This window comes from Saccharopolyspora sp. NPDC045839 (assembly GCF_056431645.1).
Genome location: NZ_JBWKKH010000008.1, coordinates 277,868 through 291,276 on the forward strand (window position 1 = coordinate 277,868; position 13,409 = coordinate 291,276).

The 13,409-nt window shown below is 68.5% G+C and carries 9 protein-coding genes, 1 tRNA gene and 1 riboswitch; of the genes, 6 read left to right on the top strand and 4 right to left on the bottom strand.

From position 1 onward, the window contains the following. Positions 1–14 precede the first annotated feature (14 nt). The gene (locus AC07EQ_RS14800; protein ID WP_478388485.1) at positions 15–1,157 is read right to left on the bottom strand and encodes a L,D-transpeptidase; all 1,143 of its coding nucleotides are present in this window, start codon (positions 1,155–1,157) and stop codon (positions 15–17) included. 359 nt (positions 1,158–1,516) lie between these two features. Here AC07EQ_RS14800 and AC07EQ_RS14805 point away from each other — a divergent pair. Further along, positions 1,517–1,589: transfer RNA gene (locus AC07EQ_RS14805), tRNA-Lys, on the top strand. Positions 1,590–2,121: 532 nt separating this feature from the next. After that, positions 2,122–2,595, top strand: a complete 474-nt coding sequence (locus AC07EQ_RS14810) for a DUF5134 domain-containing protein (RefSeq protein ID WP_478388486.1) — start codon at positions 2,122–2,124, stop codon at positions 2,593–2,595. Positions 2,596–2,673: 78 nt separating this feature from the next. Here AC07EQ_RS14810 and AC07EQ_RS14815 read toward each other — a convergent pair whose 3' ends face one another. Then, positions 2,674–3,321 (bottom strand): alpha-ketoglutarate-dependent dioxygenase AlkB family protein, encoded by a 648-nt coding sequence (locus AC07EQ_RS14815; protein WP_132494037.1) that lies wholly within the window; start codon positions 3,319–3,321, stop codon positions 2,674–2,676. A 136-nt stretch (positions 3,322–3,457) separates the two neighbouring features. Between AC07EQ_RS14815 and AC07EQ_RS14820 the strand changes: the two genes are divergently transcribed. Next, positions 3,458–4,399: an ABC transporter substrate-binding protein gene (locus AC07EQ_RS14820; RefSeq protein WP_478388487.1), complete on the top strand. Its 942-nt coding sequence runs from the start codon at positions 3,458–3,460 to the stop codon at positions 4,397–4,399. 30 nt (positions 4,400–4,429) lie between these two features. On the opposite strand, the gene AC07EQ_RS14825 is transcribed toward AC07EQ_RS14820, so the two are convergent. Then, on the bottom strand, positions 4,430–6,799 hold the full coding sequence (locus AC07EQ_RS14825) for a glycoside hydrolase family 3 protein (RefSeq protein ID WP_478388488.1): 2,370 nt from the start codon (positions 6,797–6,799) through the stop codon (positions 4,430–4,432). Between the two features lie 117 nt (positions 6,800–6,916). Further along, positions 6,917–7,130, top strand: a riboswitch (cobalamin riboswitch). A gap of 110 nt (positions 7,131–7,240) precedes the next feature. On the opposite strand from AC07EQ_RS14825, the gene AC07EQ_RS14830 reads away from it, so the two are divergent. The 3 genes from AC07EQ_RS14830 to AC07EQ_RS14840 all read left to right on the top strand — a co-directional run bounded on the left by AC07EQ_RS14830 (position 7,241) and on the right by AC07EQ_RS14840 (position 11,551). Continuing rightward, positions 7,241–9,673 (top strand): ribonucleoside-diphosphate reductase subunit alpha, encoded by a 2,433-nt coding sequence (locus tag AC07EQ_RS14830; protein ID WP_478388489.1) that lies wholly within the window; start codon positions 7,241–7,243, stop codon positions 9,671–9,673. A 287-nt stretch (positions 9,674–9,960) separates the two neighbouring features. Continuing rightward, the gene (locus AC07EQ_RS14835) at positions 9,961–11,127 is read left to right on the top strand and encodes a ribonucleotide-diphosphate reductase subunit beta (RefSeq protein ID WP_478388490.1); all 1,167 of its coding nucleotides are present in this window, start codon (positions 9,961–9,963) and stop codon (positions 11,125–11,127) included. Positions 11,128–11,299: 172 nt separating this feature from the next. Then, complete coding sequence (locus AC07EQ_RS14840) at positions 11,300–11,551, top strand: zinc ribbon domain-containing protein (protein ID WP_478388491.1); 252 nt, start codon at positions 11,300–11,302, stop codon at positions 11,549–11,551. Here the strand turns inward: AC07EQ_RS14840 and ilvD are convergent, their stop codons facing one another. Continuing rightward, positions 11,552–13,252, bottom strand: coding sequence for a dihydroxy-acid dehydratase (gene ilvD, locus AC07EQ_RS14845; protein WP_478388492.1), 1,701 nt, complete (start codon positions 13,250–13,252; stop codon positions 11,552–11,554). Between the last annotated feature and the right edge of the window lie 157 nt (positions 13,253–13,409).

Genomic DNA, 13,409 nt, shown 5'->3' on the forward strand with positions numbered 1-13,409 from the left:
CGCTCACGCCCAACTCACCTGTTGCCCTGCACCCACTGGTCCCACGGGATCTGCCAGTCCCCGAAACCGTCCCAGGAACGCAGGTTCGGCCCGCCGGAATTGGTGATCTGCACGACGTCGCCCTTCTTCAGCAGGTCGAAGACCCACTTGGCGTTCTCCATGCTCATGTTGATGCAGCCGTGGCTGACGTTGCTCCGGCCCTGGTCGCCCACCGACCACGGCGCGGCGTGCAGGAACTCGCCACCGTTGGAGATCCGGACCGCCCACTTCACCTCGGTGCGGTAGCCGCCGGCCTCGATCGGCAGACCGTAGGTCGAGGAGTCCATCACCTTCGTGGCGTGGTGCTCGGTGACCACGTGCACGCCGTTGTTGGACGGGAAGGACGGCTTGCCCAGCGACACCGGCATGGTCCGGATCACCTCGCCGTTCTTCTCGATGCTCATCTGGTGCGAGGCACCGTCCGCCTTCAGGATGACCGCGTCGCCGATCGTGATGGCGGCCTTGCGGTCCTCCTCGCCCCAGGCCCCGTTGCCGAGGTCCTTGCCGTACACGTCGACGTCGATCGACACCTTGGTGCCCGGCTTCCAGTAGTCCTTCGGCCGCCAGTGCACCTCGCGGCTGTCGAACCAGTAGAAGGCGCCCTCCACGGCCGGCTCGGTGCTGATCTTGATCGCTTCCTCGGCCTTGGCCTTGTCCGGCGCCGGGGCGTTCTCGCTGAAGTAGAAGGCCAGCGGCTGCCCCACGCCGACGGTCTGCCCGTCGAGCGGGTTCATCGACACGAAGGTCTGCTTGCCGGGCTTGACCGTGCTGAAGGTGGATTGCTGGGTGATGGCAGGCCCGCTCGCCCCCTGCGCGGTCACGGACAGCGTGTACGTCTTGTCGTAGCCGAGCTTCTCGCCCGCCGTCCAACTCGCCCCGTCCGGCGCGATGGCACCGGACAGCTTCGCGCCTTCCGAGTTGGTCAGCACGGCCTCGACGATCTTGCCGTTGACCGCCGTCGCCTTGATCGGCCCAGCCGGTGAGATGTCCTTGGCGCCGTTCTGCGGCGCCAGTTCCAGTGTTGGTGCGGGCGGCACCTCATCGGACGCCGGAGTGGCACCCGAACCCGATTCGCTGCAGCCGGCGACGAGCAACGCCACCAAGCCGAAGATCAACATTGTCAACAGTCGTGAAACCCGTACGGGAACCCCGACCGAATTACGCCACTCCCTCATGGGCAACAGTCCGTCCGATCCGATGCGCCACTACGCCTGTGAACAGTGTGCAGCAATGCCCCGACAGTGTGTGAAGGGACCACAAGATGCACACCGGGTGATCGCCCCTGACCGATCGCCCTCCCTACAGACGCAACGCCCCACCCCGAGGTTGCGTTCCCACCCCGGCAACCTCGCCGAACCCAAACCGACCCCCCTGTTCGGCACCCCCACACGACCGTGCTAATGTTTTCCACGTCGCCAGGGAGACCGGCCGGAACGGGAAACCGAAACCGAACGGATCAGAACTGACCGACAGGCCAGCGCCAATAGCTCAACTGGCAGAGCAGCTGACTCTTAATCAGCGGGTTCGGGGTTCGAGTCCCTGTTGGCGCACTCGATATGCGGAACGCCCTGCTTACGCGGGGCGTTTCGCTTTTTTCATATCTCGTCATTGTTTTGGGGGGCCGAGCCCCCCCAGACCCCCCACGGTGCGGTGGTCGCTTTCGTTTCTCGGGTCGCCTTGGGTGGGCTTCCGGGCCTGGGTAGTTCCTGGGCCATAAAGCATCCTTCGGACTGGGTGGTTCACCTTCTCCGCTTGGCGGGGTACGTCACCTTCCCGCTCGGCTTCGCCGTCGCTGGGGGGACTGGGGAACCTTCGGGTCGGATGACTGCTCTTCTTGTCCTCTTGGACTGGGTTGGTGGTCGTTGCGGCTTGGTTGCCGGTGGTGATTGGGGTTGTACCCGGTCGGACCTGGATTTTGTGGGGGTTCTTGGCCAAGGATCTGGGGGTTGGCTACCGATCGGGGGTTGCTGCGGCTTGGCCTTCTTCGGGTCCTTGATCAGCTTCTTCGTCTTCGTGGTGACCCTGGCTTGCTTGGTCCGGTTGGTTCTTGCGCTTCGCCGGGGTTCCGGCTCCGATCGCAGCTTGGAGTTCTCCCGCGCGCTGATGGGCGTCGGGATGAGCGCCATGCTGTTGCCTCCCCTGATCCCCGGCGGCTTGTGGGCCACCGTGTTCGTCGCCGGCTCCGCCTGGCTGGGCTTGCTGGCGCTGCGCCGACGCCCCGCTCTCGCCTACCTGCACCACTTCGTGGGTTCGTTGGCGATGGCTTACATGTTCGCCGCTTCGCGGCCTCACTCCGCCGCTTCGCAGGCGTTCTCGTTGCCCTCCGGGCACTCGCACGGGCACTCGCACGGCGGCGTTCCGGGCGTCTTCGACGCCCCTCCCGCCGGCTTCGCGTTTCCGCTCGTGGCTTGGGTGCTGCTGATCTACAGCCTGCTCAGCGCCGGCTTCGCCGGCACCGATCTGCTGCGGCCCCGTCCGGGCCGCCGCCGGTTCGGCGCCGCGACCGAACTGGTCCTGTCATCGGGCATGGCCCACATGTTCCTGACCACGCTCTGACCCCGGCCTGGGCTCCGTTCGCCGGGCCCGCACTTCGTGCTGCCATAGCGACACGAAGTGCACGGGTCGCGGGCCGCCTCAGTCCATTCCGGACACTCGGAGGGTGATGTTCAGGCGGCCCGCCGCCATGCCGATCTCCGGTCCCGTGCCCGGGAACGTCTTCGGCACCCCGTGGTAAGCCAGGCGGGACGGCCCGCCGAAGACGAACAGGTCACCCGAGCACAGCTCCACGTCCGTCCACGGCTTGTTGCGGTTCTCCGCGTTCCCGAAGCGGAAGACGCAACTGTCGCCGAGGCTCAGCGACACCACCGGCTCCCGGCTCCGCTCGTCGCGGTCCTGGTGCATGCCCATCCGCGCGTCGGCGTCGTAGAAGTTGACCAGCGCCACGTCCGGCCGGTAGTCCTCCGCTGCGCGGCCGTAGGCGTCGGCCAGCGCTCTGCGCCCCAGGTCGCCGAGCCAGTCCGGGAACGGCGTGACCGGGGAACCGTCGCCGTCGTCGACCGTTCTCGAGTAGCGGTAGGGATACCAGTGCCAGCCGAGGCACACGGTCCGCACCGACATCACGCCGCCGCTGGGCAGCCGCGCCGATCGCAGGCCCGCCGGCGACCGCGCCCATTCCCGGCACGCGACGACCAGTTCGCGCTGCCGCTCGACGTCCAGCCAGTCGGGCACGTGCACCGCCCCCGGGGCGATTTCGGCCCGCTCGCGCGGGATCAACGACTCCACATTCGCCCCTCTACCACGCCAAGATCATCGCAGCTCGGCGATCTCTGCGTGAGAACGCTCTCAATGCTGGTTTCGTTACTCCGTTCAGGTTAGGCTTGCCAAACTTTTGGAGCCAACCGGACAGGCAGGGAGCATCATGTTCCGTCCTCGTCGACTGCTCGCGGTCATCACCGCCGTGCTCGCGCTCGGCACCGCCGCGGCGTGCGGCACGTCGACCCCCGAGCAGTCCCCCGCGCCCCAAGGCACCGAGCGGATCGTCACTCACGCCAAGGGCCAGACCAAGATCACCGGCACCCCGCAGCGGGTGGTCGTGCTGGACACCGGAGAACTCGACGCGGTGCTGGCGCTGGGTGTCAAGCCGATCGGAACCGTGCTGCCGGACGCCAACAAGACGCTGCAGCCGTACCTCGCCGAGAAGGCCGGTGACATCGAGATCGTCGGAACCATCGGCTCGCCCAACCTGGAGAAGATCACCGCTCTCCAGCCGGACCTGATCCTGTCCAGCAAGATCCGCGACGACCAGAACTACGAGGCGCTGAGCAGGATCGCGCCGACCGTGTTCGCCGAGACCGTCGGCAAGACCTGGAAGCAGAACTTCCTGCTCGACGCCGAAGCGCTGGGCAAGAAGGACGAGGCGCAGCGGATCCTCGACGCCTACCAGCAGCGCGCCGCCGACATCGGCAAGCAGGTCGGCGACCCGGCCGCCCGCAAGGTCAGCATGCTGCGGTTCATCCCCGGCGACATCCGCCTGTACGGCAAGGGCTCCTTCATCGGCACGATCCTGGCCGACGCGGGCTTCAGCCGCCCCGACAACCAGCAGATCGAGCAGACCCACACCAAGATCAGCCGCGAGCAGATCTCCCAGGCCGACGGCGACCAGCTGTTCTTCGCCGCCTACGGCGAAAGCGCCAAGCAGCAGATGACCGACGTGGTCGACTCGGTGCAGTGGACGACCCTCAACGCCGTGAAGAACGGCAAGGCCATCGAGGTCCAGGACGACACCTGGTACCTCGGCCTCGGCCCGATCGCCGCCAACCTGGTCCTGGACGACCTGCAGAAGGCCTTCGCCCAGAAGTGACCCGGAGAAGAGCCCGTGGGTCCACTGGACTCACGGGCTCTTCGCTGCGCTGATCCGCAGATCGCCGGCGCTGCGCCCGACGCGCAGCTCGCCCGCCCCGGGCTCGACGGCCACCACCACCGACACCTCGGCTCCCGCCTCGGCCTCGGCGACGGCGAACCCCGCCAGCCGCAGCGGCTCCGCGGCGTACACCTGCACCACCTCGCGTCCCGCTCGGTCGCCGGTGTTGCGCAGCTTTACCCGCACGCCCTCGCCTTCGGCGACAGCCTCCAGGTACTCCCAGGTCGTGTACCCGAGCCCGTGTCCGAAGTGGAACGCCGGTGTCACGGCCCGGTCTTCGTACGCCCGGTAGCCGACCACGGTTCCCTCGGTGTAGTGCAGTTCGCCATCCACCGGCTGCACGCCGGGCAGCGGGACCGGGACGTCGGCGAGCTCAGCGGGGAACGTCGTCGGCAGCCGGCCTCCGGGCTCCGCCTCGCCCACCAGCACATCGGCCAGCGCGTCCCCGTACTCCTGGCTGCCGAACCAGGTCCACAGCACCGCGGGCACGTCGGCGGCCCACGGCATGAGCACCGGCGAGCCGGCGTTGACCACCACGACGGTGTTCGGATTCGCCGCCACGACCTTGCGGATGAGCTCGTTCTGCGCGCCGGGCAGGTCCAGCGAGTCGCGGTCGCGGCCCTCCGTCTCGACCTCGTCGTTGGTGCCGACCACGACCACCGCGACATCGGCGTCCCTGGCGACCGCGAGGGCCGCCGCGAGTTCGCTGGCGTCGTCCCATTCCCGTGCGCGGTGCCCGATTCCGACCGCCACCAGCGCATCGAGGCTCTGCGGGTTGAACTCCACGGTCAGCCCGGCCCGGCCGGCGTCGTCCAGGTCCGACTCCACGAGCACCACGTTGAATCGCTGCTCGGGTGGCTCCAGCATGTCGCCCATCGGATCGTCGATCCCGTCCGCACGCACCACGTCCGCGGCGAGGACCTCCCGGCCCGCGAGCTCGACGCGGAAGCCGCCGGTTCCGTTCACCCCGAACACGTGCTCACCGACGTCGAGCCGGAGATTCCCCCGCAACCGCAACGACTTCGTCCCGGCAGGCAGCCCGCCGAGCCACAGCAGCCGCTCGGTGCCGCGCAATTCGCTTTCAAGCACCTCGCCGTCGGCACCGAGGTAGTCGACGCGCAGGCCGCCGCCCTCGCCCTCCGGATCGGTGACCTCCGCTCCCGGGATCACGTCCAGCAGCCGCCGGTGCCGGACGCCGCGCTGGTACACCACATCCGCGTCCGGCAGCGCCGCCCGCAGCCCGTCCAGCGGCGTCACCACGTGCGGCGGGCTGACGTGCGACGAGCCGCCGCCCTGCACCGCCGGGATAGTGCCGTTCTCGCCGATCACAGCGACTTTGGCGACCTTCGAGTCTATCGGCAGCAGCGGCGCATCGGACACGACCTCGTTGCGCAGCAACACGAATCCCTGCGCCGCGAGCCGCCGGATGACCGGCCGGGCCTCCTCCGGCGGACCACCACCGCCGGGCTCGGAGTCCTCGAACGCGCCGACGCGGTCGGCCAGCCGCAGGACGCGCAGGACCTTGTCGTCGAGCACCGACTCCGGAACTTCGCCCTTCTCCACGGCCTTCGCGAGTTTCCCGCCGCTCCAAGGGCTTTTCGGCCCGGGCATCGCCAGGTCGAGGCCGCCGAGCGCCGCCGCCCGGAGCGAGCGGGTGGCGAACCAGTCCGACACGAGCACGCCGTCCCACGCCCACTCGCCCTTGAGGATGTCGTTCACCAGCACGGAATTCTCGGTCATCGTGGTGCCGTTCACCGAGTTGTAGGCGGCCATCAGCATCCACGGCGAAGCCTTCGCGATGATCCGCTCGAACGGCTTGAGGTAGAGGTCGCGCAGCGTCCGCTCGTCGACGATCGCGTCGTAGCCGAGCCGCTCGGTTTCGCTGTCGTTGGCCACGAAGTGCTTCGGCGTCGCGGCCACCCCGCGCGACTGGATGCCCGCCACCACCTCGGCGCCGATCTCGCCGATCAGCAGCGGGTCCTCCGAGAAGTTCTCGAAATGCCTTCCGCCGAAAGGACTTCGGTGGACGTTGACGGTCGGCGCCAGCACCACGTGCACGCCCCGGCGGCGCGCCTCGTCGCCGAACATCTCCCCCGCGGTCCGCGCCGCCGCCCGGTCCCACGTCGCCGCCAGCGCGGACGCCACCGGGAACAGCAGCGAGGTGTCGCGCTCGTCCCAGGTCGTGCCGCGCACCCCGTTCGGGCCGTCGGAGAGCACCAGCGACCGCAGCCCGATCTGGGGCATCGGGTGCAGGGTCCAGAAATCGGCTCCGGTCAGCAGCCGCGCCTTGTCCGCCACGGTCAGCTCCGAGAGCAACGACCGAAGCTTCGCCTCGTCCACCGGGTCCCCTTTCGCCAGCCCCCGGCCGCCCAGTCTCGGCCACCGCGCCCGGACTGTCGACCGGTACCGCGCCACGCCGTTATCTGCCCATGCACGCCGCCCCCGAACCCAACATGTAGTGTGTCGATCGCTGGTGGTTCACCGGAGGCGTCCGGTGAGGCAAGAGGGAACCCGGTGCGAATCCGGGACTGCCCCGCAGCGGTGAACGGGAACGAAAGTCGTGACCCGGCTGCCGAACGGCAGCGGGTAGAGCACTGGGCGAACAGCCTGGGAAGCCACGACCACTAGGCCGCCCGTGAGTCCGAAGACCTGCCACCGGTGCACGCGCGAAGCGTGCTGTCCGGGGCCTCGAGGGCGGGTCTGCGCGGACGACCAGCGGCTGCCGCCGCGGGTCTCCTCGCACGCCGTCGTGGTCCGCCGAGCTCGCGAGGGAGAGAGCCCGTGACGGCGACACTCAACGACTGGACCCGCGTGTCCACTGTGGTCCACCAAGCCTGCGCCGGGCTGTCCGGCGTGTCCGCCGAAGCCGTGCTCGACGAGGTGCGGCGCACCGGCTACACCGGCATCAGCGACGACGAGCTCTCGCTGGCCCAGGTCATGGCGGCGCGCACGCTGATCGAGACCGAACCGAACTACTCGCAGGTCACCGCCCGGCTGCTGCTGGACCGGATGCGCCGCGAGGCGCTGAGCTACCTGGGCGAGCCGCAGGAGGCCGACCAGGAGGAGATGCGCGCCCGCTACCCGGAGTACTTCGCCGACTACGTGCGGCGCGGCGTCGAACTGGAGATGCTGGACCCGGAGCTGGGCGCCTTCGACCTGGCGCGGCTGGGCGGCGCGCTGGTGGCGGAACGCGACCTGACCTTCGGCTTCCTCGGGCTGCAGACCCTCTACGACCGGTACTTCCTGCACCACGACGGCACCCGGTTCGAGCTGCCGCAGGCGTTCTTCATGCGGGTCGCGATGGGTCTCGCGCTGCAGGAGGACGACCGCGAGGCGCGGGCCATCGAGTTCTACCACCTGCTGTCGTCGTTCGACTTCATGTGCTCGACGCCGACGCTGTTCAACGCCGGCACCACCCGGCCGCAGCTGTCGTCCTGCTTCCTGACCACTGTGGACGACGACCTGTCCGGCATCTTCCACTCGATCAGCAACAACGCGCTGCTGTCGAAGTACGCCGGCGGGCTGGGCAACGACTGGACGCCGGTGCGCGGCATCGGCGCCCACATCAACGGCACCAACGGGAAGTCGCAGGGCGTGGTGCCGTTCCTGAAGATCGCCAATGACACCGCGGTGGCGGTCAACCAGGGCGGCAAGCGCAAGGGCGCGGTGTGCGCGTACCTGGAGACCTGGCACATCGACGTCGAGGAGTTCCTCGACCTGCGCAAGAACACCGGCGACGACCGCCGCCGCACCCACGACATGAACACCGCGAACTGGGTGCCCGACGAGTTCCTGCGCCGCGTCGAAGCCGACGAGCAGTGGACGCTGTTCTCCCCGGACGAGACCTCTGACCTGCACGACCTCTACGGCAAGGCGTTCGCCGAGCGCTACCGCGCCTACGAGCAGGCCGCCGACCGCGGCGAGATCAAGGTGTTCAAGCGGGTCCGCGCGGTGGAGCTGTGGCGGCGGATGCTGACCATGCTCTTCGAGACCGGCCACCCGTGGATCACCTTCAAGGACCCGTGCAACCTGCGCTCGCCGCAGCAGCACAACGGCGTCGTGCACTCCTCGAACCTGTGCACCGAGATCACCCTGAACACCAGCACCGACGAGGTGGCGGTGTGCAACCTCGGGTCGATCAACCTGGCCCGGCACGTCACGGCCGGCGGCATCGACGCCGAGAAGCTGGAGCGCACCACCCGCACCGCCGTGCGGATGCTGGACAACGTCATCGACATCAACTTCTACACGATCCCCGAGGCGCGCCGGTCCAACCTGCGGCACCGGCCGGTCGGGCTGGGGCTGATGGGCTTCGCGGACGCGCTGTTCGTGCAGCGCATCCCGGTGTCGTCGGACGCGGCGGTGGAGTTCGCCGACCGCAGCATGGAGCAGATCAGCTACCACGCCATCGCCGCGTCGAGCGCGCTGGCGGCCGAGCGGGGCCGCTACGAGTCCTTCGACGGTTCGCTGTGGAGCCGCGGCATCCTGCCGATCGACTCGCTCGAACTGCTCGCCGAGGCCCGCGACGGCGACGTCGACCTGGACCGGTCGTCCACGCTGGACTGGGAGGCACTGCGGGCCCGGGTGGTGCGCGATGGCATGCGCAACTCCAACGTGATGGCCATCGCGCCGACCGCCACGATCTCCAACATCTGCGGCGTCAACCAGTCCATCGAGCCGGTCTACCGCAACCTGTACGTCAAGGCGAACATGTCCGGCGACTTCACCGTGGTCAACCCGCAACTGGTCGCCGACCTGAAGCGCGTGGGGCTGTGGGACGACGCGATGGTCGCGGACCTGAAGTTCCACGACGGCAGCCTGCTGCCGATCGAGCGGATCCCGCAGGAGCTCAAGGAGCTCTACGCCACCGCGTTCGAGATCGAGCCGCGCTGGCTGGTGGAGGCCGCAGCGCGGCGGCAGAAGTGGATCGACCAGGCGCAGTCGCTGAACCTCTACGTCAGCCGGCCCAGCGGCCGCACCCTCGACGAGCTCTACCGGCTCGCCTGGCACAAGGGCCTGAAAACCACGTACTACCTGCGCTCCACCAGCGCGACCCACGTGGAGAAGAGCACCCTGCGCGGCACCGACGGCAAGCTCAACGCGGTCCCGACTGCGGTCCCGGTCGCGACTGCGGTCCCGGTCGCGGAGATCCCGACCGCGGCGGCCGGCGCGGCCTGCTCGGTCGAAGACCCCGACTGCGAAGCCTGCCAGTAACCCTCACCCTGGCATCCCGCCGCAATTTCAATGGAAATCGAAGGTCTGATTTCCATTGAAATTGCGGGACCCGAGGGCCGGAGCCGCGGGTCGGATGGGGTGTCGCATGCGCCGTAGGCGCATAGCCCACCTACGACACCGGCACCGCCGCGGGTTCACCGTGCCCACCCCTCCGGGGTTCTCCCGGCGAGGACCGTGTATTGGGCATACAGGGCATCCACAGTCCAGGGAGCCTCTGAGGTTCCGCTACCCGCACCGCCACGCACAACGAGGCTGGAAAAACCTCAATGAAATTGCGGACCCGAGGGCCGGAGGCCGGGTCAAGTCCTGTTCGACGCGCGGACTCGAACCGCGCGATTTCCTTGGAGCAACACAGCATGACCTCCTTGCAATCCCCTTCCCCGGCCGCCGGGCTCGGCGAGATCGACCGCTCCGGCGGGCGCGTCGCCGTCGGCGACAAGGCGATGATCAACGCCCGCGCCGACGTCAACCAGCTGCTCCCGCTCAAGTACGGCTGGGCGTGGGAGAAGTACCTCGCGGGCTGCAACAACCACTGGATGCCCACCGAGATCTCGATGCAGGCCGACATCGCGCTGTGGAAGTCCGCCGACGGCCTCAGCGCCGACGAGCGCCTGCTGCTCAAGCGCAACCTCGGGTTCTTCGCCACCGCGGAATCCCTGGTGGCCAACAACATCGTGCTCGCCGTCTACCGGCACATCACCAACCCCGAGTGCCGCCAGTACCTGCTGCGGCAGGCCTTCGAAGAGGCCGTGCACACCCACACCTTCCAGTACATCTGCGAAAGCCTCGGCCTCGACGAGGGCGAGCTGTTCAACATGTACCGCGAGATCCCGTCGATCGCCGACAAGGACGCCTGGGCGCTGCAGTACACCCGCAGCCTGGAGGACCCCGACTTCGCCACCGGCAGCACCGAGGCCGACCAGGCGTTCCTGCGCGACCTCGTGGCGTTCTACGTGATCTTCGAGGGCATGTGGTTCTACACCGGGTTCGCGCAGATCCTCGCGCTGGGCCGGCGGAACAAGATGGTCGGCATCGCCGAGCAGTACCAGTACATCCTGCGCGACGAGTCGATCCACCTGAACTTCGGCATCGACTGCATCAATCAGATCAAGCTGGAGAACCCGCACCTGTGGACCGAGGAGTTCCAGGCCGAGATCCGGCGGATGCTGGCGGAGGCCTGCGAGCTGGAGATCGCCTACGGGCGCGACACGATGCCGCGCGGCCTGCTCGGCATCAACGCCGAGCTCTGCGCCCAGTACATGCACTTCATCACCAACCGGCGCTGCGCCCAGCTGGGCCTGGAGCCGGTGTTCCCGGAGACCGACAACCCCTTCCCGTGGATGTCGGAGGCCATGGACCTGAAGAAGGAGAAGAACTTCTTCGAAACCCGGGTCATCGAATACCAGTCCGGCGGCTCCCTCCAGTGGGACTGACGCCGGCGAGGTGAAGCGAACGGCCTGTTCACGCCGATAGGTGGAGTGAACAGGCCGTTCGCTTTCGATGTGATCACGCCCACTCGCCGGCGATCGGGCAAACCCGCCCCGTTCGAACCCCCGCCTGCCCTAACGTCGATCGGCGATCGCACACCACAGCGGGGAGGAAGACGTGATCATCTGGGGATTCCGGAGCAGCGTCCAGCGGCTGGCCACCCTGCGACTCGCCTGCCCGGGCTGCCGCGGCACGTGTGCGACGACCCTCAACAAGGGCGTCACCAAGTTCACGCTGTTCTTCATCCCGCTGTTCCCGACCAGGACCCGGTACGCGCTGACCTGCACCTGGTGCGGCACGACGTCTCCGGTCACCAAGGAAATGGCGGAACAGCTCCAGGCCCGGCCGCAGCAGGGCCTGCAAGCCTGATCACTCGCAGACCGCTCCTTCGGCCGCGGAGCCGACCAGCTTCGCGTACTTGCCGAGCACGCCCTTGCGGAACCGCGGTGCCGGCGGTGACCAGTTCTCCCGACGGCGCAGGAGTTCTTCGTCGCCGACGAGCAGGTCCAGGGTCCGGTTGGCGAGGTCGAGGCGGATCGGATCGCCGTCCTGCACCAGCGCGATCGGTCCGCCATCGGTCGCCTCCGGCGCCACGTGCCCGATGCACAACCCCGTGGTCCCGCCGGAGAACCGGCCGTCCGTCACCAGCAGCACGTCCTTGCCCAGCCCGGCGCCCTTGATCGCACCGGTCACGGCGAGCATCTCCCGCATTCCCGGCCCGCCGCGCGGCCCCTCGTAGCGGATGATGACCACGTCCCCGGGCTTCAGCGTGCCTTCCTCCACGGCATCCATCGCCCCCTGCTCGCCGTCGAAGACGCGCGCCGTGCCCTCGAAGCTCGCCGAGTCGAAGCCCGCGCTCTTGACCACCGCACCGTCCGGCGCGAGCGATCCGCGCAGGATCGTGAGCCCGCCGGTGGGGTGGATCGGGTTCGAAAGCCGGTGCAGCACCTCGCCGTCGAGGTCCGGCGGATCGAGCTCGGCGAGGTTCTCCGCAACGGTGCGGCCGGTCACCGTCATGCAGTCGCCGTGCAGCAGCCCGGCATCGAGCAAGGCCTTCATCATCACCGGCACGCCGCCGATCCGGTCCACCGCGGGCATCACGTACCGGCCGAACGGCTTGACGTCGGCCAGGTGCGGAACGCGGTCGCCGATCCGGTTGAAGTCGTCCAGCCGCAGGTCGACCTCGGCCTCCCGGGCGATCGCGAGCAGGTGCAGCACGGCATTGGTCGATCCGCCGAAGGCCATCGTCACGGCGATCGCGTTCTCGAACGCCTCCTTCGTGAGGATCTGCCGCGCGGTCAGCTGTCGAGCAAGCATGCCGACCGCCAGGCGGCCGGCTTCGCGAGCACCCGCGTCACGGCGCCGATCCACCGACGGCGGGCTGGCCGACCCGGGCACCGACATGCCGAGGGCCTCGGCCGCGCAGGCCATGGTGTTCGCGGTGTACATCCCGCCGCAGGCCCCTTCGCCCGGGCAGATGGCGCGCTCGATGCGATCCACCTCGGCGCGCGTGATGAGGCCGCGCGCACACGCCCCTACCGCTTCGAAGGCGTCGATGATGGTGACCTCGCGGTCGTCGACGCGGCCCGGCAGGATCGAGCCGGCGTAGACGAACACCGACGCCAGGTCCAGCCTAGCTGCCGCCATCAGCATGCCCGGCAGGCTCTTGTCGCAGCCCGCGAGCAGCACGGAACCGTCCAGCCGTTCGGCCTCCATCACGGTTTCGACGGAGTCCGCGATGATCTCCCGGGACACCAGGGAGTAGTGCATGCCGACGTGCCCCATCGAGATGCCGTCGGAGACCGAGATCGTGCCGAACTCCATCGGGTACCCGCCGGCCTCGTGCACTCCTTCCTTCGCCGCCTGCGCCAGGCGCTGCAGCGAGAGGTTGCACGGGGTGATCTCGTTCCAGGAGGACGCCACCCCGATCTGGGGCTTGGCGAAGTCGGCGTCCTGCATGCCGACGGCGCGCAACATCCCGCGCGCCGCGGCCCGCTCCATTCCTTCGGTGACCTCGCTGCTGCGAGGCTTCAGCGTGCGCTGGTCGCTCGTGAGCTTGGCATGGTCCACGCCTCGACTGTAGTCCGCATCACACCCGAACCGCCCGCCACAGGACGACGTGTCGGGGCCGGAAATGGAGAAAGGGTCCCTTCTCTTCCGGGTAACCGGAAGAGAAGGGACCCTTCTCAAATAATGTGTCGGCGGTGTCTTACTCTCCCACACCCTG

What these genes read in the sequence shown, in the direction of transcription:
- AC07EQ_RS14820 (WP_478388487.1), top strand. Translation starts at nt 3,458, where the DNA reads ATGTTCCGTCCTCGTCGACTGCTCGCGGTCATCACCGCCGTGCTCGCG.
- AC07EQ_RS14835 (WP_478388490.1), top strand. Translation starts at nt 9,961, where the DNA reads ATGAAATTGCGGACCCGAGGGCCGGAGGCCGGGTCAAGTCCTGTTCGA.
- AC07EQ_RS14800 (WP_478388485.1), bottom strand. Translation starts at nt 1,157, where the DNA reads ATGTTGATCTTCGGCTTGGTGGCGTTGCTCGTCGCCGGCTGCAGCGAA.